The sequence below is a fragment of the Lapillicoccus sp. genome, from assembly GCF_036559105.1.
Lineage (GTDB): Bacteria > Actinomycetota > Actinomycetes > Actinomycetales > Dermatophilaceae > Lapillicoccus.
Window position 1 is genome coordinate 15,199 of the sequence record NZ_DATBTV010000064.1, and the last position, 22,390, is coordinate 37,588.

General features: G+C 71.9%; 28 protein-coding genes. 16 read left to right on the forward strand and 12 right to left on the reverse strand.

The window, feature by feature from the left end; genetic code table 11:
* Window positions 1-14 precede the first annotated feature (14 nt).
* Complete coding sequence (locus VIG79_RS08345) at window positions 15-1,385, reverse strand: hypothetical protein (RefSeq protein ID WP_331884496.1); 1,371 nt, start codon at window positions 1,383-1,385, stop codon at window positions 15-17.
* Window positions 1,382-2,017: an ABC transporter ATP-binding protein gene (locus VIG79_RS08350; protein ID WP_331884497.1), complete on the reverse strand. Its 636-nt coding sequence runs from the start codon at window positions 2,015-2,017 to the stop codon at window positions 1,382-1,384. The genes VIG79_RS08345 and VIG79_RS08350 overlap by 4 nt, the downstream gene beginning before the upstream one ends.
* Window positions 2,018-2,199: 182 nt before the next feature.
* On the opposite strand from VIG79_RS08350, the gene VIG79_RS08355 reads away from it, so the two are divergent.
* The 3 genes from VIG79_RS08355 (at window position 2,200) to VIG79_RS08365 (ending at window position 3,862) form a co-directional block, all read left to right on the forward strand.
* Window positions 2,200-2,340, forward strand: a complete 141-nt coding sequence (locus VIG79_RS08355; RefSeq protein ID WP_331884499.1) for a hypothetical protein — start codon at window positions 2,200-2,202, stop codon at window positions 2,338-2,340.
* A 109-nt stretch (window positions 2,341-2,449) separates the two neighbouring features.
* Complete coding sequence (locus tag VIG79_RS08360; RefSeq protein ID WP_331884501.1) at window positions 2,450-2,599, forward strand: hypothetical protein; 150 nt, start codon at window positions 2,450-2,452, stop codon at window positions 2,597-2,599.
* Between the two features lie 60 nt (window positions 2,600-2,659).
* The gene (locus tag VIG79_RS08365) at window positions 2,660-3,862 is read left to right on the forward strand and encodes a 4-hydroxybenzoate 3-monooxygenase (RefSeq protein WP_331884503.1); all 1,203 of its coding nucleotides are present in this window, start codon (window positions 2,660-2,662) and stop codon (window positions 3,860-3,862) included.
* Here the strand turns inward: VIG79_RS08365 and VIG79_RS08370 are convergent.
* Together VIG79_RS08370 and VIG79_RS08375 are read right to left on the reverse strand one after the other, a co-directional pair.
* The gene (locus VIG79_RS08370; RefSeq protein WP_331884504.1) at window positions 3,820-4,347 is read right to left on the reverse strand and encodes an SRPBCC family protein; all 528 of its coding nucleotides are present in this window, start codon (window positions 4,345-4,347) and stop codon (window positions 3,820-3,822) included. The genes VIG79_RS08365 and VIG79_RS08370 overlap by 43 nt on opposite strands.
* Entirely contained in the window at window positions 4,344-4,724 is a 381-nt protein-coding gene (locus VIG79_RS08375; protein WP_414672604.1) for an ArsR/SmtB family transcription factor, read from the reverse strand. The genes VIG79_RS08370 and VIG79_RS08375 overlap by 4 nt, the downstream gene beginning before the upstream one ends.
* 133 nt (window positions 4,725-4,857) lie before the next feature.
* Between VIG79_RS08375 and VIG79_RS08380 the strand changes: the two genes are divergently transcribed.
* A complete protein-coding gene (locus VIG79_RS08380) occupies window positions 4,858-6,135 on the forward strand; it encodes an aromatic acid exporter family protein (RefSeq protein ID WP_331884506.1) in 1,278 nt (425 codons plus the stop codon).
* 143 nt (window positions 6,136-6,278) lie between these two features.
* Here VIG79_RS08380 and VIG79_RS08385 read toward each other — a convergent pair whose 3' ends face one another.
* A complete protein-coding gene (locus VIG79_RS08385; RefSeq protein ID WP_331884508.1) occupies window positions 6,279-7,760 on the reverse strand; it encodes a DEAD/DEAH box helicase in 1,482 nt (493 codons plus the stop codon).
* A gap of 230 nt (window positions 7,761-7,990) precedes the next feature.
* Here VIG79_RS08385 and VIG79_RS08390 point away from each other — a divergent pair, with 230 nt between their 5' ends.
* Window positions 7,991-8,221 carry a hypothetical protein gene (locus VIG79_RS08390; RefSeq protein WP_331884510.1) on the forward strand — a complete coding sequence of 77 codons (231 nt, stop codon included), beginning with the start codon at window positions 7,991-7,993 and terminating at the stop codon, window positions 8,219-8,221.
* A 3-nt stretch (window positions 8,222-8,224) separates the two neighbouring features.
* On the opposite strand, the gene VIG79_RS08395 is transcribed toward VIG79_RS08390, so the two are convergent.
* The gene (locus VIG79_RS08395; RefSeq protein WP_331884512.1) at window positions 8,225-9,013 is read right to left on the reverse strand and encodes a GAF and ANTAR domain-containing protein; all 789 of its coding nucleotides are present in this window, start codon (window positions 9,011-9,013) and stop codon (window positions 8,225-8,227) included.
* A gap of 72 nt (window positions 9,014-9,085) precedes the next feature.
* Here VIG79_RS08395 and VIG79_RS08400 point away from each other — a divergent pair, with 72 nt between their 5' ends.
* From VIG79_RS08400 to VIG79_RS08410, 3 genes are all read left to right on the forward strand, one after another.
* Window positions 9,086-9,847, forward strand: coding sequence for a nucleotidyltransferase domain-containing protein (locus tag VIG79_RS08400; protein ID WP_331884514.1), 762 nt, complete (start codon window positions 9,086-9,088; stop codon window positions 9,845-9,847).
* Between the two features lie 92 nt (window positions 9,848-9,939).
* Window positions 9,940-10,416, forward strand: coding sequence for a DUF1801 domain-containing protein (locus tag VIG79_RS08405; RefSeq protein ID WP_331884516.1), 477 nt, complete (start codon window positions 9,940-9,942; stop codon window positions 10,414-10,416).
* Between the two features lie 239 nt (window positions 10,417-10,655).
* Complete coding sequence (locus VIG79_RS08410; RefSeq protein WP_331884518.1) at window positions 10,656-10,988, forward strand: hypothetical protein; 333 nt, start codon at window positions 10,656-10,658, stop codon at window positions 10,986-10,988.
* Between the two features lie 7 nt (window positions 10,989-10,995).
* Here VIG79_RS08410 and VIG79_RS08415 read toward each other — a convergent pair whose 3' ends face one another.
* Window positions 10,996-11,898 carry a copper resistance D family protein gene (locus VIG79_RS08415; RefSeq protein ID WP_331884520.1) on the reverse strand — a complete coding sequence of 301 codons (903 nt, stop codon included), beginning with the start codon at window positions 11,896-11,898 and terminating at the stop codon, window positions 10,996-10,998.
* Window positions 11,895-12,686 carry a hypothetical protein gene (locus tag VIG79_RS08420; protein ID WP_331884522.1) on the reverse strand — a complete coding sequence of 264 codons (792 nt, stop codon included), beginning with the start codon at window positions 12,684-12,686 and terminating at the stop codon, window positions 11,895-11,897. The genes VIG79_RS08415 and VIG79_RS08420 overlap by 4 nt, the downstream gene beginning before the upstream one ends.
* 192 nt (window positions 12,687-12,878) lie before the next feature.
* Here VIG79_RS08420 and VIG79_RS08425 point away from each other — a divergent pair, with 192 nt between their 5' ends.
* The 3 genes from VIG79_RS08425 to VIG79_RS08435 all read left to right on the forward strand — a co-directional run bounded on the left by VIG79_RS08425 (window position 12,879) and on the right by VIG79_RS08435 (window position 15,075).
* A complete protein-coding gene (locus VIG79_RS08425) occupies window positions 12,879-13,757 on the forward strand; it encodes a DUF4397 domain-containing protein (RefSeq protein ID WP_331884524.1) in 879 nt (292 codons plus the stop codon).
* Between the two features lie 188 nt (window positions 13,758-13,945).
* Entirely contained in the window at window positions 13,946-14,563 is a 618-nt protein-coding gene (locus VIG79_RS08430) for a class F sortase (protein WP_331884526.1), read from the forward strand.
* Between the two features lie 32 nt (window positions 14,564-14,595).
* Window positions 14,596-15,075: a pyridoxamine 5'-phosphate oxidase family protein gene (locus VIG79_RS08435; RefSeq protein WP_331884528.1), complete on the forward strand. Its 480-nt coding sequence runs from the start codon at window positions 14,596-14,598 to the stop codon at window positions 15,073-15,075.
* Here the strand turns inward: VIG79_RS08435 and VIG79_RS08440 are convergent.
* Entirely contained in the window at window positions 15,008-15,697 is a 690-nt protein-coding gene (locus tag VIG79_RS08440) for a TetR/AcrR family transcriptional regulator C-terminal domain-containing protein (protein WP_331884530.1), read from the reverse strand. The genes VIG79_RS08435 and VIG79_RS08440 overlap by 68 nt on opposite strands.
* A gap of 163 nt (window positions 15,698-15,860) precedes the next feature.
* Between VIG79_RS08440 and VIG79_RS08445 the strand changes: the two genes are divergently transcribed.
* The gene (locus VIG79_RS08445) at window positions 15,861-16,751 is read left to right on the forward strand and encodes a sigma factor-like helix-turn-helix DNA-binding protein (protein ID WP_331884532.1); all 891 of its coding nucleotides are present in this window, start codon (window positions 15,861-15,863) and stop codon (window positions 16,749-16,751) included.
* 52 nt (window positions 16,752-16,803) lie between these two features.
* Window positions 16,804-17,310, forward strand: coding sequence for a GNAT family N-acetyltransferase (locus VIG79_RS08450; RefSeq protein WP_331884534.1), 507 nt, complete (start codon window positions 16,804-16,806; stop codon window positions 17,308-17,310).
* On the opposite strand, the gene VIG79_RS08455 is transcribed toward VIG79_RS08450, so the two are convergent.
* Entirely contained in the window at window positions 17,307-17,654 is a 348-nt protein-coding gene (locus VIG79_RS08455; RefSeq protein WP_331884536.1) for a hypothetical protein, read from the reverse strand. The genes VIG79_RS08450 and VIG79_RS08455 overlap by 4 nt on opposite strands.
* Before the next feature lie 103 nt (window positions 17,655-17,757).
* Between VIG79_RS08455 and VIG79_RS08460 the strand changes: the two genes are divergently transcribed.
* Entirely contained in the window at window positions 17,758-19,149 is a 1,392-nt protein-coding gene (locus VIG79_RS08460) for an MFS transporter (RefSeq protein WP_331884538.1), read from the forward strand.
* Between the two features lie 118 nt (window positions 19,150-19,267).
* On the forward strand, window positions 19,268-19,939 hold the full coding sequence (locus VIG79_RS08465; RefSeq protein ID WP_331884540.1) for a GAP family protein: 672 nt from the start codon (window positions 19,268-19,270) through the stop codon (window positions 19,937-19,939).
* A 20-nt stretch (window positions 19,940-19,959) separates the two neighbouring features.
* On the opposite strand, the gene VIG79_RS08470 is transcribed toward VIG79_RS08465, so the two are convergent.
* Window positions 19,960-20,487 (reverse strand): copper chaperone PCu(A)C, encoded by a 528-nt coding sequence (locus VIG79_RS08470; RefSeq protein WP_331884542.1) that lies wholly within the window; start codon window positions 20,485-20,487, stop codon window positions 19,960-19,962.
* Between the two features lie 75 nt (window positions 20,488-20,562).
* Window positions 20,563-21,573: a glutaminase A gene (gene glsA / locus VIG79_RS08475; protein ID WP_331884544.1), complete on the reverse strand. Its 1,011-nt coding sequence runs from the start codon at window positions 21,571-21,573 to the stop codon at window positions 20,563-20,565.
* A gap of 148 nt (window positions 21,574-21,721) precedes the next feature.
* On the opposite strand from glsA, the gene VIG79_RS08480 reads away from it, so the two are divergent.
* A partial coding sequence (locus VIG79_RS08480; RefSeq protein WP_331884546.1) for a M17 family peptidase N-terminal domain-containing protein occupies window positions 21,722-22,390 on the forward strand: 669 nt, incomplete at its 3' end.

Below are 22,390 nucleotides of genomic sequence, written 5' to 3' on the forward strand. Positions count from 1 at the left end.
GTCGTGGCCGACGGTCAGCCGCGATGCTGCTCGAAGAGGACGCGGATGCGGCGGCGCGCATACAGGATCGAGAACCACGTCGTCACCGCGAGCACCCCGACGGCGAGGGTCGTCCCGCCGGAGGCGAGGAACGCGCTCGCCGCGGTGCCGGACGCCACGGGGACGAGGACGGGTACGGCGTACCAGAGGATCATCACCGGGACCCCGGCGTTGGGCGAGAAGATGCCGGCCGGGGGCAGCCCGCGGAAGGCGGCCATGAGCTGCGCGGCCAGCAGCAGTCCCGCCATGAGCACCGCCCAGATGATCCCGAGCACGGTGGCATGGGCGAGGACCACGGCCAGGCTCCCGACGACGAGGACGGTCACGACGTAGCCCACCCCAGGCAGCACGAGGTGTGCCGTCGCCTCGCTCGACGGGTCCAAGCCCAGCAGCGGCGGCGTGCCCGCGTTGTCGCCCTGGAGGCGCAGTCCCTCGGACCAGGCGCTGACGCCGAGGTAGGCCAGCAACAGCCCGGCGAGCGCGATGATGCTCGGCGTTCCGGGGGTCGCGGACTGGACGAGGGCGTATCCTCCGGCGGCCACGAGCAGCAGGCCGGCCACACCGGTTCCCGCGGCCCGTCGCACGCCGAGCCAGTCGCGGGCGACCATGACGGACGTCCGACCCGATGCGCGCAGGCGCCAGCGGCGGCCGCGCGTCGTCGGCGACGCCACGTCGAGGCGCGCGGCCCGCAGGTCCCCGATCAGGACCGCCCCGCCCACCGTCACCGCACTCGCTGCCTGGCTTCGCAGAGCGGTCACGTGCAGGGCGCGCAGCGAGCGGCGCTGCCGCAGGAAAACGCCCGCCCCGCGGGCACCGGTCGGCCAGCTGCGCACCTGCCCGTGCAGCCAGGTTCCCGCGACGAGGAGGCCTACCGCGGTCCCTACGCCGACGGCCGGCAGCAGCACCACCGCTGACGTCAACGCGGCGATCGCCAGACCGGCGCCGAGGACGAGACCGATGAGCAGCCCGCCCACGAGGCAGCCCAGCAGCCCGAGCCGCCACCATGGACGCAGCACGAGCGCCCGGTCGAGCGGACTGGAGGCGATGGTGTCGAGGTACGGCAGTGGTGGGACGACCGGCCCGCGTACGCCTCCGAGCCGGTAGGCCAGCGCGAGGACCGCGACGAGGACGACCGCTCCCAGCAGCACCCCCCGGATCCCGCCGAGGTGGGTCGCGAGCCACGGTGGGTCCACGAACCGCAGCATGGCCTGCGCCGCCGGAACGCCGTACGCGCCGGCCACGATGACGGCGACGTAGACCGCGTACACGGCGTTCTGGCTGCGCTGTCGGTCCTCGCCGGCGAGCACCTCCCGGGCGTCGGCGAGCCGTTCGGAGTCGACGCTCATGCCGGCTGGACGTCGACCACACGGTCGGCGATGCGGGCAGTCAGGTCCGGGTCGTGACAGGCGACGACCAGGGCCGCGCCGGCCTCCTTGCGGGCCACGAGCAGGTCGGCGAGCAGGCCCCGCTTGTGCGTGTCGAGGCGCTGCTCCGGTTCGTCGAGCAGCAGGACGCGGGCGGGCCGGCCGAGCACCATCGCCAGGTGGAACAGCTGCTGCTGTCCGGAGGACAGCTCGTGGGGAAAGCGTTCCGCGAGATGACCGATCTCGAGCGACGCGAGGAGCCCCTCGGCCCGCTCGTCGGATCCGTCACCGCGTCCCCACGTGGCGTCGATGAGGACGAGGTGGTCCAGCAGGGTGAGGTCGCGGTATGACGTGGGTGCGCCGATGAGGGCGGCCACGGTCTCCCGCACGGCCGGGTCGCGCTCGTCGGCGGCCGCCCCGTCGACGGTGGCGCTGCCCTCCGAGGGGTCCATCGTTCCCGCGAGGATCCGCAGCAGGGTCGTCTTGCCGCTGCCGTTCTCGCCGCGAAGGACGACGCATCGGCCCGGTGCGACGGACACGTCGAGCGGGCGCAGCATGACGTTGCCGTCGATGGCCTTGCCGACCCGGGAGGCCACGAGGATCGGCGGATCCACCTGGGTGCTGGACCCACGTTTCGCTCGCCGACCGGCCACCGGTCCTCCCTTCGTCGGGGGTCATCGTCGCACCCGGTCCTGGTCGGTCGGCTCACCCCCCGACGACACCGTGCGCCGCAGGCCGATGAGATTCGGCAGCGCGGTGGGTCCGAACCAGGAGACAACGAGGCGAGGAGAGATCGATGACGTCAGTCAGGCTGGGTGTCCACCTGCCGGTGGCCGGCCAGGACGCGTCGCCCCCGGCGATCGCGCAGGTCGCGCAGGAGGCCGAACGGATCGGCCTGCGCCGCTCAGCCGACGTTCGCCGGGACCGGCCTGGCTGATGCCACGGTCACCGTCAGCGAGGGAACGACCGCCCTGTGCACCTCCGTCGTCCTCGCCGCCGGGACCTGGAGAACGCCGGCGCCCACGCCCACGCCGCTGCCCACACCCGTGACGGCGACCCCGACCCCCACGACGGCGGCCTACGCGGGTGGTCCGCTGGCCGCCACCGGGTTCGACGCGACCGGAGCGCTCGCAGTGGCCCTGCTGCTGCTGGCCGGTGGCGCGGCGCTGCTCTGGGGCTCACGTCGCCCTAGCTGACCCCGGCGGTGGGTCGCCCTCCACCCGCCGTCGCCGCGCGTGCGGGCCAGGATGGGTCTCATGACGACGAGCCGCACCCAGGTCGCGATCGTCGGCGGCGGGCCGGCCGGGCTCATGTTGAGCCACCTGCTCCACGTCGCGGGCATCGAGAGCGTGGTGCTCGACAACCGCACGGTCGACACGATCGAGAACACCCACCGCGCAGGAATTCTCGAGCAGGACAGCGTCCGGCTGCTCGTCGAGTCGGGGGTCTCCGACCGCGTCGTGACCGACGGCCACGAGCATCGGGGTATCGACCTGCGGTTCGGTGGGCAGAGCCATCGCATCGACTTCCAGGGCCTCGTCGGGGCGTCCTGCTGGCTGTACCCCCAGACCGACGTGTTCATTGACCTGCACCGTGCGCGGAGCCGAGACGGCGGAGACCTGCGGTACGGCGTGAGCGAGACCGGGGTCCGCGGGATAGCGACGTCGCCGGTGGTGCACTACGTCGACGGCGACGGAAGCCACGAGGTCGCCGCCGACGTGGTCATCGGCGCGGACGGGTCGCACAGCACGTGCCGAGGGCTGGTCTCCGCCGGCGCGGCGCAGAGCCGGCAGTACACGCGCGAGTACCCCTTCGCCTGGTTCGGGGTCCTGGTCGAGGCGCCGCCGAGTGCGCCGGAGCTGATGTACACCCGATCGCCCCAGGGGTTCGCGCTGGTCAGCCAACGCACCGAGCGCATCCAGCGGATGTACTTCCAGTGCGACCCGACGGAGGACGCGTCGACCTGGTCCGACGACCGCATCTGGGAGCAGCTCCAGACCCGGCTGGCCGGCGACGACGGGTTCCGGCTCACGGAGGGGCCGGTCGTCGACCGCACCGTCCTCGGCTTCCGCAGCTTCGTCCAGACCCCGATGCGCCACGGCCGGCTGCTGCTGGCCGGCGATGCCGGGCACACCGTCCCGCCGACCGGTGCCAAGGGCCTCAACCTCGCCCTCGCCGACGTCCGCGTGCTGGCCGAGGAGCTCGAGCGAGCGCTCGTCGGCGGTCACGAGGACGCCCTCGACGCCTACTCGTCCCGCGCCCTCGAGCGGGTCTGGAAGGCCCAGCACTTCTCCTACTGGATGACCTCCATGCTCCACCAGGCACCTGGTGCCACGGACTTCGACGAGCATCGCCAGCTCGCCGAGCTCGACAGCGTCGTCTCCTCCACCCGAGGCTCGGCCTACCTCGCGGAGGGCTACACCGGCTGGCCGTCGGGTTCGGCGAACAGGGCGCGGTAGTACTCCTTGGTCGGCTCGTGGTAGTCGGTGAAGTCGATGGCTGCGATGTCGCCGCCCGTCTCCGCGGCCACCAGCCGGTCGAGGTAGTAGTCCCAGCCCGGACCGATGTCCGCGGCGGTCGCAGGATCCGTGATCCGCTGCGAGAACGTGAACGTCGTGCGCCCGTCCGCCTCGGCGAGATCCATCTCGAGGTACCACGTCCCGTACTCCGTCTCCGAGTGGACGGCCAGCCGGTGCGGCGGGTCGCACTCGTCGACCACCATCCGCTCGGCGGGGGCGTCCTCGGCCTCGGCGGTCATCCGGAACCCGACCCACCCGTCGGCCGGATCCCCCTCCCAGGTCCCGACCCACCGCTCCAGTCGTCGGGGTTCGGTGACGGCGGCCCAGACGTCGTCGACAGGGGCGGCGAACGTCCGGGTGTAGACGACGAGGTCGTGGCCCCCTCGGGTCTCGCGGCGCCCGGTGGGGCGGGTCGGTGCGCTCATCCGGTCTGCTCCTTCGCGATGCGCGTGCCGCTTGTGCGGCGGTCCCGGCGCGTCCGGTGTACTTCGGTGCCCAGTGCGTCGAGGACGCCTTCCCCGAACCGCGGCGGGCGCGGCCGCGCGGTGGGTGCCACGTCCAGCTCGTCGAGAAAGCGCCTCATGTCGTCGAGGGGGGCGAGCTCCAGGCGGTAGTGCCGTTCCCGGCCGCGGTCCTCGGCGCTGGTCAGTCCCGCCTCGGTCAGCAGGCGCAGGTGTCGGCTGACGGCCGGACGGCTCACCTCGTACGCCGCGGCCAGGTCGACGACCCGGGCCGGACCGGCCGCCAGTCGCCGGAGGAGGTCTCGTCGCAGCGGGTCGGCGAGTCCCTCGAACGCGTCCACCATCTATTGGTAACAGAATGCTTACCAATAGGCAAGGCCTGCGCCGACCACGAGGATCGACCCGGGCTCCTACAGTGGGGGCGCGCAGTCTGCGTCGACCCGGGCATCGCGGCCCATGCTGAGGGTGAAGGCGGTGGAGCGGCTGAACCTCGGACGCCTGACCGGGCGAACCCGGTCGCGGATGCGCAACCTGCTCTGGTGGGTCTGGCCGTCGTTCCCCACGTCCTGGGCCCAGCTGCCGGCCCGGATCCGGCCGGCATCCGCGCAGATCGCCCGGCTCACGGTGGCCGCGGTCGTCTCGTACCTGATCGCGAACCTGGTCTCCCCCGGCATCGTCGACCTCACGGCGCCGCTCACGGCGTTGCTGGTCGTGCAGGCCTCGACGGTCGGCACCCTCCAGATGGGCCTGGTCCGCGTCGGCGCGGTTCTCACCGGTGTCCTCGTCGCGGTCGGAGTGGCCAGCTCGATCGGGCTCACGTGGTGGAGCCTGGCGATCGTCATCGCCGCGTCACTGGCGCTGGCCAAGGTGCTGCGGCTGGGTGAACAGTCCCTGGAGGCGCCGATCAGCGCCATGCTGATCCTGGCCGTCTCCTCCCCCGAGCTCGCCGCCGAGGTCCGCGTTGTCAACACCCTGATCGGCACCGTCGTGGGGATCGCCTTCAGCCTCCTGGTCCCGGTGACGATCCCGAACACCCGCGCGCGCAACGCTGTCCGCGGGGTGGCGCGCTCCCAGGCCGGTCTGCTGGACGAGGTGGCCCTGACCGTCGCCAGCCGGACGCCGCACCCGGACGAGGTGACGGCGTGGCTGGCCTGGGTCGACCACATCGAGGGAGACCTCGGCACCGCGGCCACCTTGGTCGAGGCGATCGCGCAGAGCCGGAAGCTCAACCCACTGGCCCTGGCCAGTGCGACGGTGCATCCCGGTCTGTCCGACGCGCTGAGCCGACTGGGCGGTTGTCTCACCGGTCTCCGGGCGCTGCTGTCGGTCATCGCGCTGCAGGCACCGGCCCCCGGCGGGTCCCCCGACAGCCAGGTCGCCGCCGAGCTGAGCCGGGCCTTCGCCGTCGTGCTCAACGACCTGGCCAGCGGCCTACGGTCGTTCGCCGAGCTGGTCGACGCCGAGTTCGGCTCGGGCGACGCCGACCGCGCCGACGAGGCGATGGGCCAGACCGTCGAGATCGTCCGCGAGTCGCGTGCGGTCGTCACCGAGCTGATGCTCATCGACGTGGACCCGCGGAACCAGACCGACCTCTGGATGCTCCAGGGCTCGGCGCTCGCGGCCGTCGAGCACGTGCTCCGGCAGCTCGATCTCGAGCACAGCGAGCGCCGCACCGAGGCGTGGCTCACGCGACGGGCCGCGCCGTTGCTGCCGCAGACCTGGCAGGCGGCACGACGTATGCGCGACCACTGAGGGGGCGTGTCCCCCCGCCCACGTCACCGTGTACGGCCGCGTACCCGCCGGGGGCCAGAGGCGGGCACGGTGACGGGGTCGAACGCTCGATGGCACGGCCCCTTGATGCGAGGCGCGACGACCGGCCCGGGACGAATGACCCGTCAGCGCTGGCGGGAGCCGACCCGCGAGCCCGCCGAGAACGCCGCCGCACCACCAGTGCGGTAGCCGGACGAGGACGAGGTATGCGTCGTCGTGGACCCTGCGCGACGCGGCCGGTTGTTGCGGCGCGGCCGGCCGGACTCGCCACCGGCCGGAGCGGCACCGTCACGACGACCACTCCGCGCGGTGTCCGACTGCGCGGGGGCAGCGGACCGGCGAGCGGCCGGACGGGCAGCGGGCCGCTGCTGCCGGGAACGGCCGGCGGGCGGGCGGGGCGATGACTCGGCCACCCGGCTGGAGATCGGGCTGGTGGGGACACGCGGTCCCGGTGCGAGCTCGGCCAGGAGGGGATGCGTTGCGTTGACCCGAGTGGTCGTGGCGCTGACTCCCGCGAGCCGGGTGAGGTCACGAACGTCGCGGACCTGGTCGTCGGTCATCAGGGTGACGACGACCCCGTCGGCGCCGGCGCGGGCGGTTCGCCCGGAGCGGTGCAGGTAGGCCTTGTGCTCGACCGGCGGGTCGGCGTGGATGACGATGCCCACGTCGTCGACGTGGATGCCGCGGGCGGCGATGTCCGTGGCCACCAGGGTCGACGCGGCTCCGCTGTGGAACAGGCTCATGTTCCGGGTGCGCGCGCTCTGGCTGAGGTTGCCGTGCAGCTCGACGGCCGAGACGCCGGAGGCGTTGAGCTGCTTGGCCAGCTTCTTCGCGCCGTGCTTGGTGCGGGTGAAGACCACGCTGCGACCGGGAGCCGCGGTGAGGTCGAGCAGCACGGGCAGGCGGCCGTCGTGGCTGACGTGCAGCACGTGGTGGGTCATCGTCGAGACGGGGCTCTGCGCCGAGTCGGCCTGGTGAGTGGCGGGATCCGACAGGAAGCGCTTCACGAGAACGTCGACGCCGGCGTCGAGGGTCGCGGAGAACAGCATCCGCTGGCCGCGCCGCGGGGTGGTGTCCATGATCCGCCGCACGCCGGGCAGGAAGCCGAGGTCGGCCATGTGGTCCGCCTCGTCGAGGACGGTGATCTCGACCGAGCCCAGGTCGACATGACGCTGACCCATGAGGTCCTCGAGGCGGCCCGGGCAGGCGATGACGACGTCGACGCCGCGGCGCAGGGCGGCGACCTGAGGGTTCTGGCCGACCCCGCCGAACACGGTGACGCGGGTCAGGCCGTTGGCGGCGGCCAGGGGCGCGAGGGCCTCGTCGATCTGGTTCACGAGCTCACGCGTGGGAGCGAGGATCAGCGCACGAGGACGGCCGGACCGCCGCGGCGTCCGGCTTTCGGACAGGCGCGCGACCAGCGGAAGCAGGAACGCGTAGGTCTTGCCCGAACCCGTGCGGCCGCGTCCGAGGACGTCACGGCCGCTCAACGAGTCCGGCAGCGTGGCGGCCTGGATGGGAGTGGGGGTGGTGATGCCGAGCTTCGCGAGGATCTGGACGAGCGGGCGGGGCACACCGAGGTCGGTGAAGGACGTGTCAGTAGACACAGGTGGGTGACTCCAAAGATGGTGGGATACGTTCCGCCCGGCGCGACCGTCACGGGCGCGGCGCAAGAGCTTCGCATCGACTTGCATCGGGCCCGAGGCAGAACTGGGCGGGCCACTGCTTCCTCGAGTGTACCGGGTTGCGGCGGGACGCTTGACCACCGCATACCCCATGGGGGTAATGCGACCTGGACAGTTGACCGCGAGGCCTCCAACTGGGCGACACTGGACCCATGCCCCAGCAATCCGGTCAGCCCGGCCAAGGTCGTCGTCGCCCCTCCACGAGCCCCTTCCGCGACCACCCGGCGCCGACCTACGAGACCTTCGAGCTTGACAGCCGGGTGATCCACGACCGCTACGGGATCGGACGGGTGGTGCAGCTCCACACCGGCCGGATGAACGTCAAGTTCGGCGATGTCGTCATCGACATCGACACCCGCAGCCCGAAGGTGCACCTGCTCTGACGGTTACCGCGACCCGTCCCCGGACGGGGTCAGACTCCCGGTGCGGATCACCGAGTCCGCGACGTCCCGCAGCTTGCGGTTGTGGTTCATGCTGGCCAGCCGCAGCAGCTCGAAACTGCGCTCGGGAGTGAGCCGGTGGGTGGCCATGACGACGCCGATGGCCATCCCGATCTGACGGTTCGACTGGATCGCCTTCTCGAGGTTGAGGATCACGCTGCGGCTCTCGGAGGACAGGACGACGGACGAGGCATACGTCCCGACGAGCAGCGCGAACAACACCGCCTGCTTGTCGAAGGCGCCCTTCTCGCGGGCGTAGATGTTGAGCCCGTAGATACTGTCCGGGACGTCGGTCATCAGCCGCAGCGACAGCATGCTGTGGAAGCCGACGGTATTCGCTACCTTCAGCCCGAAATCGGGCCACCGAGGGTCTGACGTCAGGTCGATCGGAGCGAAGACCGTCCGCTCCGTGATGGCGTCCAGGCAGGGGCCGGACTCCAGCTCGTACTGGAGCGCGTCACCGTCCCGGGCCGCCTGGTCGGAGGCGGCGAGGGTGAGAAAGACGCCGTTGCGCAGCTCGGTGATGCTCGCCGAGTCGGCCCCACCGAGGTGCTCGATGATCGCGGCGAGCATCCCTTTCTCGTCCTGCGTGACCCCCGGCGCACGGAGCAGGAGCTCCATGGCGAGATAGGCCTCGACGACCTCGTCCACCGTGTACGCGTCGGTCAGCCAGCTACCCATGCTGGCTCCCCACGAGGTTCGCAGGTCCAGGCGGATCGATGCGAACGCCCCCACCATACGCTTGTCTCAGCAGAGGCGTTCCGGTTGGCGCGCAGGGGAATCTGACGCTCCGGCTAATCTCGGCCGGTGGACTCCAGGCTGACTCAGGTCCCCGCCGTCGTCGAGCTCGCCAGGGCGCTCGGAGACGCCGTTCAGGGCCTGTACGTCGGTGGGTCGGTCGCCTCGGGCGACTACCGTCCAGGGGTCAGCGACGTCGACGCGGTAGCGCTCGTCGAGCGACCACCGAACCCCGAGGCTCGTCGCCAGATCACCGAGACACACCAGCGGTTGAGCCGGGGAGTGACCCGTGCGGCGGACCTGCACTGCGCGTACGTGTCCCTGGGCCACCTGGGCGACGGCGCATACCGGCACTGGACATGGGCCTTCGAGGAGCTGTACCGACGCCCGTTCAGCGGGATCGCGCGGGCGGAGCTGCTCGCCGACCCCGTGGTCGTCCACGGGCCGACACCGGTCCGGTGGCTGCCGACCATGACCGTGGCCGACGTCCGCGACGCGGCGCGGTCCGAGCTGAGCGGGTACTGGACCACGGCCCTGCGACGACGGGCGATCTGGCAGCAGGACGTCTACGTCGACCACGGGGTGACGACGGTCGGGCGCGCCGACCTCACCATCCAGGACGGACGCCTCGTCACGAAGACGGAAGCCATCGCCCACCTGGCCGACCTCGGTCTCCCAGCCGAGATCATCGAGGGGGTCAGACGCCGGCGAGAGGGAGAGGACGTCGCGATCAGCACGGCCGAGCGGGAGCAGCGAGCCGAGACGGTCCGGGCGTTCGTGCGCAGCCAGATCCGGCGACTCCTCGCGGGCTCGGAAACGGTGGCCGGCTGACCAGACCGGTCAGTTTTCGAGAAGCGGACCCGAGGCGGCCTCTCCTAGCGTGGGACTCGTTCCCGAAACCGACCCACCGAGGAGACCGCCCCATGGCCACCGCCCGCAAGACCAGCACCCGCAAGTCCACCGCTGCCAAGGCCACCGCCGCCAAGACCGCACCGGCCTTCACCGAGGAGGAGAGAAGCGCGATGAAGGAGCGCGCCAAGGAGGTCAAGGCGGCGAAGAGCGGCAAGGTGGACGACGCGACGGCGGTGCTCGACAAGATCGCCGAGATGGAGGGCTCCGACCGCGCCCTGGCCGAGAAGGTCCACCAGGTCGTCACCGACGCGGCGCCGGGCCTCGCTCCTCGGCTCTGGTACGGGATGCCGGCCTACGCCAAGGACGGCAAGGTCCTGTGCTTCTTCCAGGCCGCCACAAAGTTCAAGTCCCGCTACGCGACGTTGGGCTTCAACGACGTGGCCGCCCTCGACGACGGCGCGATGTGGCCCTGCGCCTACGCGCTGACGACCCTGACCCCCGCTGACGAGAAGAAGGTCCGCGCGCTGATCAGCAAGGCCGCCGGCTGACGCCCGGTCGTCCCCACCTGGCCCGTTAGGCCCGCACCGCCGTCCCGTATGCCGACGGCCAGGTCCTCGGACAGGGTCGGACCCGCGGAGATCGCCCGCTCCGTCGGGCTGACCGAGCGGACGTTCTTCCGTCACCTCAGCGACAAGCGCGAGGTGCTGTTCTCCGGACAGCAGGAGCTGGTTCGGGTCTTCGTCGAGGGATCGAGGCGGCACCCGCCGGACTCACGCCGCTGGAGGTCGTGGCGGCCTCGCTGCAGTCGGCAGCCGCGTTCTTCCCGGACGAGCGGCGGACCTCCAGCCGGACCCGGCAGACGGTGATCGAGCAGAACCCCGCCCTGCAGGAGCGTGAGCGGCACAAGAGGGGAGCGCTGAGCGAGACCATGGGGCAGGCGCTGCGGGCGCGAGGGGTGATGGAGCTCGCCGCGACCCTGGCCGCGGAGTCCGCGATCACCGTGTTCGGTGTCTCGTTCGCGCAGTGGATCAGCGAGGGCGAGCTGCGCTCGTTCGCGGACATCTGCGCCGACGTCTTCCGTGAGCTGGTCTTCTTGACCGGGACCGCCACGTCCCCCTAGGTCGCCATCAGGCCAGCGGGGCCACGTGGACCAACGCCGCCGTCGTCGCGAGCACTGCTGTCGCCAGGGCGAACTCGGCACCGATGGCAACCGCGAACGCGCGGATGCTCTGGTCCGGGGCCGACTCGTCGATCTCGGTGACCTTCCGGTGAGCGAGCCTCCCCACGTACCGGCGTCCGACGTTGCCGAGCAACAACATGACCGCGAAGACGATGATCTTGGCCATCAGCACGGCGCCGTAGGTCGATGTCAACAGGGCGTTGGGAGACCCGGCGATGGCCAGCGCGTGCAGGGCGCCGGTGATGACCAGGGTGACGACGCTGACGATCGCCACGATGGAGAACCTCGGCAGGACGTCGTGCAGCACCTCGAGGTGGGCGCTGGGGACGAGGATCGCCGCCAGCGCGAGAAGACCGCCGAGCCAGGCGGCCGTCGCGGCGAGGTGCCCCGTCGTGGCGACGACCTTGACCACCTGCCAGGGCTCTCGCCAGGCGTCGGACTCGAGGACGTAGGTCTCGATGAGCAGCAGCTGCCAGACGACGATGGGGATCCGCCATCGCCGGGCCTCACCCAACATCTCCCACGAGAAGGCGACGCCCACCGCCACCAACGACATTCGGGCGAGGGCGGCCGCGCCGTCCCGGCCGGCGAAGGCATCCTCCAGCGACGCGTCCGCACTGAAGAATGCCACCAGCACGGTCGCCACCAGTACGAGCACCGCTCCGCTGCGGAACAGCCGGATGAACACCCACTCGACCGACCGCACCGGCCAGAGCCAGGCCAGGAAGAACGTCGTGCCGACGAGGAGTACGAAGCCGAGGTATCCGAGCATCCGGGACACCCCCGTCAGGAGCGGGAAGACGTCCTGGCCCTCGACGGCGGCAGAGGCGAGGGTGGCCAGCGTGGTCACTGCTGACCGGGTGGGGGTAGGTCGACCTGGGCGACGACCACGGACCGGCCGAGAGGGATGCTCGGGGTCGTCCACAGGGAGCCCTGTTGGCGGCCGCAGAGCTGCTCGGCGACCGCCAGGTCCGGGCAGACGAGGTTGCGAATGTTGCCCCCCACGACCTCGACGACCACCGGAAGACCGGACAGGGAGGCCTCCGCCGCGGTCACCGGTGGTAGGAGAACCAGGGCGCGACCGACGGGTGCCGGCTGACTGCGTTCGGCGCCTCCCTCCAGGCGGTACCGCATGGTGATGTCGGTCGAGGGAGCCGGCAGCTCGAGGCGGTCGCCGCCGGCCGGGAGCGGTACCGCCAGCGTGTCGGTGACGACCTGGCCGCCGGACTCGGCCTGGAAGCCGGTGATGGTGGGGACCGCCGCGGCGACCCCCGAGCCGGAAGCCCGGGGCAGCGCGATCGCCAGACTGGTCGCCGCGGCCGGCAGACGGACCTGCTCGACGACCTCCAGGCCACCGTCGCTGCCGGCCTGTGCCACGACGTGGATGCCCGGTTCCGTGAGGCCCGGACCACTCCTCGCCACCGGGACCGCGCCCGCGCTCGAGGTCGTGGACCCGGTACCCGCGGGCGAGCCCGACGTCGCGTCGGACGAGCTCGGCGCGCTCGAGGATCCGGTCGGAGGGCTGGCGGCGGAGGGTCCTGGCGCGGGCGTGCGGCCGAGTGCCCAGAGTGCGCCGACACCGAGGATCGCGGCGAGGACGAGGCCGAGGACGCGTTGCACCACCACAGAGCGCGGCACCAACTCACCCCCTACCCGATGCTCATGTCCCTTTTGTCGGACTCTTGCGTCATGACTCGACCCCGCGTCGATTGGCTATTCATGAGATCATGCCGCATTGTCGGAATACGAACCACCGCAACGCATTTCATGACGTACTTTCGTAGGCGAAATGTCCGGTCGAAAGCCGCCGTTATTCACCAGGAGGGCCCCATGGTGTCCATTTCCCGTCGCCGAGCGCTGGTCGCCGCGCTTGTCCTCGGCTCGGCGGTCGCCGTGGCCCCGCTCGCTGCCGTCGATGCCGCAGCCGCCCCGGCCACCGGAACCGTCTACGTCGTGCAGGGCGTCGCCGACACCCCGATGACGATCACCGTGGACGGCCAGGCCGTGGCGACCGGTGCTGCTGCGAAGACCATCGTCGGACCGTTGGCGCTGATCCCCGGCAACCACACGGTCACGGCCGAGAGCCCGTCGGGCACCGCCTCGGTCACCGCCTCGGTGTCGGTGGCCGCCGGTACCAACGTCGACACGGTCGTGCACCGGCAGGTGGACCCGTCCAAGCCGCCGCTGATCACGACGTTCCCCAACGACCTCAGCGCGGTCGCCGCTGGTAGCGGCCGGCTCGTGGTGGCCCACACGGCCGCGGTGGGTCCCGCCGACGTCCGAGTCGACCAGAAGGTCCTCTTCGCCAACATCGCCAACGGCGAGGCGTTGACCGTGACCGTGCCCGCCGGTGGCTACACCGTGGACATCGTGCCCGCAGCCACCACGGGTCCGGTCGTCTTCGGTCCGGCGAACGTGCCGGTGGCCGCCACGTCGTTGACCCGCGTCTTCGCCATCGGGGTGGCTGCGACCAGCTCGATGGACGCCGTCGTACAGGTCCTCCCCCTCGCGGTCCGGGGCTCCGGCACGACGCCGAGCTCGGTCAACGCCGGCGACGGCGGACAGGCGGCCGGGCTGATCGCCGCGGCGCGCGGCGCCGACGGCTCCGGCCCGCTCGCCATCGTGCTCGTGGTCGCCCTCGCCGGCCTCGCGGTGGTCGTCGGGAGGCGTCGGCGTCCGATTCCCGCTCGGTCCGGCGGCGGCTCCTGACTCGACGACTGCCGCTCCTGGGCGCCGGCGTCCTGGCCGCCGGCGCCCTGGCGCTGACCGCTGCCTGCTCCTCGCCGGCCGCCGGTCAACCGACCGGGCAACAGACGGGGCAACAGTCGGGGCAACAGTCGGGGCAACAGTCGGAGCAGCCGTCCGGGCCGACCTCGACGACCGCCGCGAGCGGAACCTTGTCGACCACGACCGGCTCCTCCCGCGGCCCCCTGACCGTCTCCACCCCGGTCGCCCCCGAGACCCCAGTCGACGGGGCATCCGCCACGCAGTCGGGCGCCGCCCCCGCCCGGCCGGGCCAGACGGGGGTGACCCAGCGGCATACCTTTTCGCCGTCGTCGATCACACTCCAGCCGCGCAACGGGACGACAGCGAGTGCGACGGTCGACCCGATCGACACGGGTGCGTCGGGTGAGCTGAGCCTCCCGGCGGACCCGGGGCAGGTCGGTTGGTGGCAGAGCGGCGCCCTGGCCGGCGACGCCTTCGGGTCGGTCGTCCTGGCCGGGCACATCGACTCCAAGGACCGCGGGGTCGGCTTCTTCGCTCGGCTGCTGCGCGTGCAGTCCGGCGACGAGGTCGTTCTCGCGGACGGGGCGTACCAGCAGCGCTACCGCGTCCTCACCACCCGTGACGTGCCCAAGGCCAGCCTCGCGACCAACACGGACACGTTCGCCCAGAGCGTCCCGGGCCGGCTCGTCCTGCTCACGTGCACGGGAACGTGGAGCCCGGCCACGCACTACCCGGACAACCTCGTCGTCACCGCCGAACCGGTCGGAACCGCCACGCCTCGCGGTTGACCCCGGCCGACCGTCGCGGTTGGCTGGCCGGCGTGGAACCCGAGGCCGAGCAGCTCGCCCTGCCCGCTGCCTACGGGTCGCCCGACCGGCTGCTGGTGTGGGCCGACGTCGAGCGGCGACTCGTGGACGCCACCTTCTACTGGCTGGCCACCACCCAGTCGGACGGTTCGCCCCACGTCGTGCCGGTCGACGGGATGTGGCTCGACGGGGCGGCTTGGTTCGGGGGCCATCCCAGTACCCGGCACACCCGCAACCTGCGGGGCAACCCGCGCGCGGTCCTGCACCTGGAGAACGGGAGCGCCGCCGTGATCGTGCACGGGGTCGCCGCCGTGCACGTCCCTGACGACGCCGGCGCCGAGCGGCTCGCCGCCACCGCCAGGGCGAAGTACGGCTACGGCCAGCCGGCCTCGACGTACCGGGAGGGGGTCTGGCGGCTGGCGCCGGTCACGGTGTTCGCGTGGAACGAGCTGCCCCGCGACGCGACCCGGTTCCGGTTCGCGGACCAGGCGTGACGAGGGTCCCCACCGTGGCGAGCAGGAGGTCGAGACCCGCCTCGAACCCCGTCGCGTCCTCGTCGCCGGTGCTCACCACGTCTCGGACGAGCTCCTCGAGGTGCGGCAGCCCGGCGAGCCGATCGGCGTCGAGCAGCGAACCGGACCTCCCCAGCGCGGCGTCGAACGTCAGGCCCCGCTCCAGGGACACGAACCCGACGACGTAGGCGTCGAGCAGCACGTAGGCGTGTCCGGCCGCGCGGGTCGAGAACCCGGCCGCGCGGAGATAGCCGAGCGTGGCGTCCTGGCGACGAAGCGTCGCTGGGCCCGGCGTACCGCGAGCGTCGACGACGCCGAGGGCCCAGCGGTGGGCGCGGAGCATCTGACGCTGCGCCAGGCCTCGAGCGCGCAGACCGGTGCGCCAGTCGGGATCCGTGGGGACCGGGACCGCGTAGAAAGCCTCGTCGACCATCGCGTCGATCAGCGCGGCCTTGTCGGGTACGTGGTTGTACAGCGACATCGCCTCGACCCCGAGGTGCCGGCCGAGCCGCCGCATACTCACCCGGTCGAGCCCGTCCCGGTCCGCCACGGCGACCGCCGCGGCGACGATCACCGCCCGGCTGAGCGGTAACCGCTGCTCCATCGACGTCCTCCCGTGGTACTTACGCTGTAAGTCTACGACGACTTACACCGTAAGTACGCCGCAGCAAGATGCACGAACATCACCCTCGACCGGCCGGATGTCACAACGCCCGGGTCTGCGGTGTCCTCCTGGTGAGTGATGCTCGTCCGCGGGAGGACCACACATGCCAGGACCGGAGAGGTTCGTCGGACAGCGCCGCACGGCGTTGTTCGACGAACAGCGCCCGCGGCTGCTGGGGATCGCCTACCGGATGCTCGGCGCCCTCTCGGAGGCCGAGGCCGTGCTCGACGACAGCCGGGAACGGTGGTCGGCCGGGTACCCCACGGAGCTCCAGGACCCCCAGACGGCCCTCACCACGCTCGTCACCAGGGCCGCCATGGACCGGTTGCGGCACCTCCACGCCGGACGACCGGGGTATGCGGGGTCCTGGCTCCCCGAACCGGTCCCCTGTCGCTCGCGCGACGACGAGCCCATGTCGATCGAGCTGCTCGCCGCCATGGAGCGCCTCTCGCCGCTGGAGCGCGCCGCCTACGTGCTACGCGTGACCCTCGCCCGCCCGTACCCCGAGGTGGCAACCGTCCTGGGTCGCCGGCCGCCGGCCGTGCGCCAGCTCGTACGGCGAGCCCGGGTCCACCTGGGCGACGCTGCGACAAGGGATCCGGCCGACGCCACCCGCCATGCGGTCGTCGTCCGCCGGCTGGCCGCGGCCTGTCGGTCCCTGTCGGTCGCTGCCCTCGCCGAGGTTCTGGGGCCGGACGTCGTCCTGCTGAGCGACGACGGCCGCTCTGCCGTGGTTCGCGCACGGCCCGTCGTCGGACGGGACCGCGTGGCGCGATCGATCGTCGCCGTGCTGCGGCGACTCCCCCGCAGCGCGCTGGCTGACGTGGAGGTGTTCAACGGCGCGACCGGCGTGGTCCTGCGAGTGGGCCACGACCCGGTGTGCGCCCTGGGGGTCCGGGTCGGCACGGCCAACGTGGCGTCGGTCCTGCTGGTGGCGGGCCCGCGGAAGCTGACGGCCCTCAGCGCGAGGGCCGCGCCGACGGCCATCGTCTGAGCAGCACGACCGCCCCGACCCGGCGCACCCCTGCCGATGCCATGATGACGCGGTGCTGGAGATCGACATCCGGCCCGTCTCGGAGAGCGAGTGGTCCACCCTCGGGTGGCTGTGGCAGTGCTTCCGTCACGACCTCGCGCTCGTCGTCGGCGGCCTCCCCTACCCCGACGGCCGGTACCAGACCCGCGGGCTTCCGGAGCGACCCACGGCCGACGTCGCCGCATACCTGGCCTGGCGTCCCCATCCCCGGACCGACGAACCGGCACCGGTCGGCTTCGCCGTCGTGGACGGGCTGGCCCAGGAACGACGGTCCATCGCGGCCCTGTGGGTGGCTCCCGTCGTCCGGTCGGACGGTGTCGGCCGCGCACTGGCCCTCGACGTGGTCCGTCGGCACGACGCTCCATGGGCCGTGGCGTTCCAGCACGACAACCCCGGCGCGGGCCGGTTCTGGCGGCGGTTCGCGGACGTCGCGTTCGGCCCGGACGGCTGGACCGAGGAGCAGCGTGAGGTCCCGGGCGTGCCGGGCGCCCCGCCGGACCACTGGATCGAGACCCGCTAGGGCCGCAGCAGCTCGAAGACGATCGTCCGGTCGGGCTTGCCCTGCTCGGTCACCGGTAGGCGGTCGACCACCACCACCGGACCCACGGCAGCCGCCGGCTCGACGAGACGCCGCAGATGCTCACGCACCTCGTCGGCCTCGACCCACGACCCGCGCGACCTCAGGGCCAGCACGCCGAACGTCCCCGCCTCGCCGGGAAGGGCCACCGCGTAGACGACGTCGGTACGCGCGCACGCCGCGTCCTCGAGGTCGAGGGAGCGGGACGCGTCGCGGACGACGATGGCGTCCGGCTCCCCGCGGAACCCGTCGAGCAGGCGGTCCACCCAGGACCGGTATGACGTCACGGCCGCACCCTCCCGACTCGCACCATCGTTCACGGGCGGGATCGTAGGCCGGTTCCGGGCGCCGGCGCCTGTCGGTCGACCGCATCGGGTGAATGATGTCCCCGTGTCGGCGCAGTCTCCCTCGGACGCACAGTTCGGGCGCGTCGGTCTGGCGCCGTTGATCGCCGTCTGCACCGGCTACTTCATGGTGATCCTCGACGTCACGATCGTGAACGTCGCCGCGCCCGCCATCGGACGCGACCTGTCGATCACGCTGACCGACCTCCAGTGGATCGTCGACGGCTACACGGTGGCCTTCGCCGGACTCCTCCTGCTCGGCGGGGCGCTGGGCGACCGCTGGGGGCACCGGCGCGTCTTCTGCCTCGGCGTGGGCGTCTTCACGCTCGCCTCGCTGGGCTGCATGCTGGCTCCCGACGAGACCGTCCTGACCGTGATGCGCGTCGTCGAGGGCGTCGGTGCGGCGCTGCTCGTGCCGGGGTCGTTGGCGCTGCTGCAGCAGGTCTATGCCACCCCGCAGGCCCGGGCGCGGGCGTTCGGGCTCTGGGGGGCGATCGCCGGTGTCGCGGCCACGGCCGGGCCACTGATCGGCGGGGTGCTGACGAACACGCTGGGCTGGCGCTGGGTCTTCGCCATCAACCTGCCGGTGGGCGTCGCCTGCATCGCGTTGACGCTGGCCGTCGTCGGGCCGTCCGAGCGCAACCGGTCCGGGGCCATCGACTGGCTGGGTCAGGGTGCCGTCGTCGTCACCGTCGCCGCCCTCATCACGGCGCTCAACGAGATCGGGCGCCAGGGCCTCACCGGTCCCCTCGTCATCGGCGGCATCGTCCTCACGCTCGTCGGGGCTGCCGTGTTCGCGCTGCGTGAGCGGTTCGCCGCGGCGCCTCCGATCCCTCGCGCCATGCTCGCATCGCGACCGCTCAGCGGTGGGACCGTCGTCGGCCTGCTCTTCAACTTCGGCTTCTACGGCATGATCTTCGCCGCCAGCGTCTACTTCCAACAGCGAGAGGGCCTCAGCGCCACGATGACCGGCCTGGCCCTGCTGCCGGCCATGGCGGTCACGATGGTCGCCTCGACGCTCTCGGCCCGGCTGTCACGTCGCTACGAGCATCGGCAGCTCATGCTCGTCGGCCTGCTCACCGCCGCGGTCGGGCTGGGGGTATGGGCGGTGTCGGGCGCGACGCCGAGCTACGTGATCCTCGTCGTCGCCATGGTTCTGTGTGGTTTCGGGACCTCGTTCACCCTCACCGGCGCGACGGCCACGGTGATGGGCGCGGCACCGTCGGGGTTCACCGGGACCGCGTCCGCCGCGCTCAACACCGCTCGGCAGACGGGTTCGGCCGCCGGCGTCGCCATCAGCGGCTCCCTCGTGGCGGCTCTGGGCCTCACCACCGGGGTCACCGCCTTCATGGCGATCGGCGCCTCGGGATACCTCCTCGCTCTGCTCGTGACCGCCCTTTCCATCCCGCGTCGGCGTCCGGCCCTCGAGACCGCCTGAGCCGCTCGTCGCCGGGCCCGGCCTTCACCCCCACGAGGTGATGCTCCCTCGGATGCCACGACCGACGATGGCATCACAGGTACGTCCGACAGAGGTACGCCCGACAGAGGGAGCTGGCGTGGGCCCGGCGATCGGTCAGTCTCTTCCCATCGCCATCGGCGTGATGATCAGCCCTCTACCGATCGTGGCGGTCGTGCTGATGCTGTTGAGCACCAACGCCAAGGCCAACGCCTTCGCGTTCGTGCTGACCTGGCTGGTCGCCATCGCGCTGCTCACCGGCGCCGTGGCCTTTCTCGCGGCCGGCTCGACGGGTTCGGACGCGGCCCCGCCGGTCTGGGTGTCGGTCGTCAAGATCGTGCTCGGCCTGGGGCTGCTGGCGCTCAGCGTGAAGAACTGGCGGGACCGGCCCGGCGAGGGCGTGGAGCCGCCGGCCCCGAAGTGGATGGCAGCGATCGACGGCTTCACTCCGGTCAAGTCGGCCGGGCTGTCCGCCCTCCTCGCGGACGTGAACCCCAAGAACCTGCTGCTGGTCGTCTCGGGCGGCGCCGCCATCGCCACGGGTGCAGCGGGAAGCACCTCGGCCAAGGTGACGGCGACCATCGTCTTCGCCGTCGTCGCGAGCCTCGGTGTCGCCGCCCCCCTCGTGATCTACCTCGCCATGGGCGAGCGGGCGGCCGGGATCCTGCAGAACCTGCGCACCTGGTTGGTGCACAACAACGCCGCGATCATGGCCGTCCTGCTCCTCGTCCTCGGCGCCAAGATGGTCGGCGACGGGATCTCCGGCTTCTGAGGTCCAGGTTCTCCGCTCGCTCAGGACGTCGGGGGCGAGACCGTCGGGAACCCGAACCCCTCGACGAACACGTTCACCGTCAGTGACCCGTTGTTCTCGAACCGGAACGTCACGGGGATGAACCGGCTCCCGTTCACGTCGACCTTGAGGTCGACCAGCTCGAGGTGCGGTCCGCCCGGGTACTGCATCGACGCCACACCCTTCGCGGGGATCGTCACGGCGATCGGCGCCTCGGCGCCCTCCCCCACCCGGTAGACCACCTGACGGGCATACACCGTGCTGACCCCGACGAGCCGGTCGGCGGAGGTGCCGTCGTTGGCCAAGGTGGTGAACAGCCCCACGTTGCCGTTCTTCAGGTGCTGGATGTCGTCCGGCGCCTCGACGCGGGTGGCCAGCAGCCGGATGTTGCCGACCGAGGCGTTGACACTGTTCTGGCGCACCGGGTTGGTGATCCGCGCGTCGACCGGGTTCGCGGTCGTGCAGGCGCCCAGCAGCACGAGACCGACCGCCACCGGGATCGCCCGACTGATGCGAACGACACGCCGCATGGCCGGACGGTATCAGCCCGCCCCGACTGCGGTGACGCGAGTTCAGCATCGGCCGGAGCCACGGTCGCCTCCAGGTCACGAGACCGAGCCGGTATGGGTGGGGTCCGGGGCCGACGCGAGCATGTCCAACCCCAACGCCCGCGAAAGGTACCGGGCGACCAGTTGGCCACGCACGCTGTTGCCGGCGGCGTCGAGGGGCGGAGCGAAGGTCGCGAGACAGCCCTTGCCGGCCGCAACGCTGATGATCCCGCCGCCGATGCCGCTCTTGGCCGGGACGCCCACGTCGAGCAGCCAGTCGCCGGACGTCTCGTACATCCCGGCGATCGCCATCATGGCCAGCACCGCCTGCGCGGTCCCCGGCCGGACGATCGCCTCACCGGTCACCGGGTTGACTCCGCCGTCCGCGAGGGTGGCACCCATGACAGCGAGGTCGACCGCCGAAACGGCGAGGCAGCTCTGTCGGGTGTAGATGTCGACGGCGTCGGCCGGGTCGCCCTCCAGCGCGCCGACGCTGGTCAGCAGGTTCGCCAGGGCGCGGTTGCGGTGGTTGGTCGCCCGTGCTGAGGCAAGGGTCGCGTCGTCGACCTGGAGCTCACGACCGGCGAAGCGTCCCAGCCCGTCCCGGATCCGCGCCCACCGATCCTCGAGGGACGGGCCGGGCACCAGGCTGGTGGTGGCGATCGCGCCGGGGTTCACCATCGGGTTGGTCCGGCCCTGAGCCGAGCCCTCGACGGCCGGAACCGCGTTGAACGGCAGGCCGGTGGCGTTCACGCCCACCATGTCCCGTACCCGGTCGAGCCCGAGCTCGTCGCAGACGAGGGCCAGCACGAACGGCTTGGCCACGCTCATGATGGTGAACTCGGTCGTGGCGTCGCCGGCCGTGACCGTCAGGCCCGAGGTGCCGACCACCGCGATCCCGAAGAGGTCCGGGTCCACGCCCTGGAGCGCGGGGTACACGGTGGACGGCACGCCGTCGCGGTGGCCCCGGAACCGTCGCCAGGCCTGGTCGACGGCCGCCTGCACCTCGCCGGCATGGGGGAGCCGACCCGCCGACGTGTAGCGGAGGGTCTCGTCTTTGCTGGGCACAGGTGCATCCTCACGGATCGACGGCCCTGCGGTTCACCCGAGGTGGGTGAGGCCCGAGGGCCTGCGTCTCGATCCACTGGTCAGGAGCCGATGTGCCGTCCAGGGTCCCGACGGCAGAGGCGCGCCTTCAAGAAGCGGAGGCTTTCTCATGAGCAACCCCACCATCAGCGCCCACGACCCGATCCCCTCGGTAGGGCGGCGGTGCACCGTCGCGGTGCGTGCCGACATTCCGGCGGCCGGGGAGGTGGGCGCCGTGGCCGTCCCGGTCGTGGGCGGCGGCGACCCACCGCCCGAGCTGGGCGTCGACGCCCAGGCCTTGACGTCCGCCGGATTCACCGGCGCCCGCGGTCAGACCCTGGTCCTGCCGCACCCCGACGGCGTCGTCCGGGTGGCCGTCGGGCTCGGGACCGAGGGGGCCGTCGACGCCACGCTGGTCCGCGACGTTGCCGCCGAGTTCGCCCGCGCCGTCCCGCAGCACAAGGTGTTGTCGGTCGAGATCCCACCGGCGGACGCCGGGATCTCCATCGCGGAGTTCGCCCAGGCGGTGACCGAGGGAGTCATCCTCGCGCGCTGGCGCTTCCGGGTCGGCGCGGACAAGGACGAGCGCGCTCTCGACGGCCTGGTCCTCGTCGCTCCCGAGGCAGACCTGGAGGAAGCGGGCGAGGGCGCGCGCCGAGGGCAGGCGATCGCCGACGCCTACAACCTCGGCCGTGACCTCGCCAACTGCCCGGCAGCGACCCTCACCGCGGCCCGGATGGCCGAAGTGGCCGCGCTGCTCGGACCCGACGCCGGACTGGAGGTCGAGTCCTTCGACGAG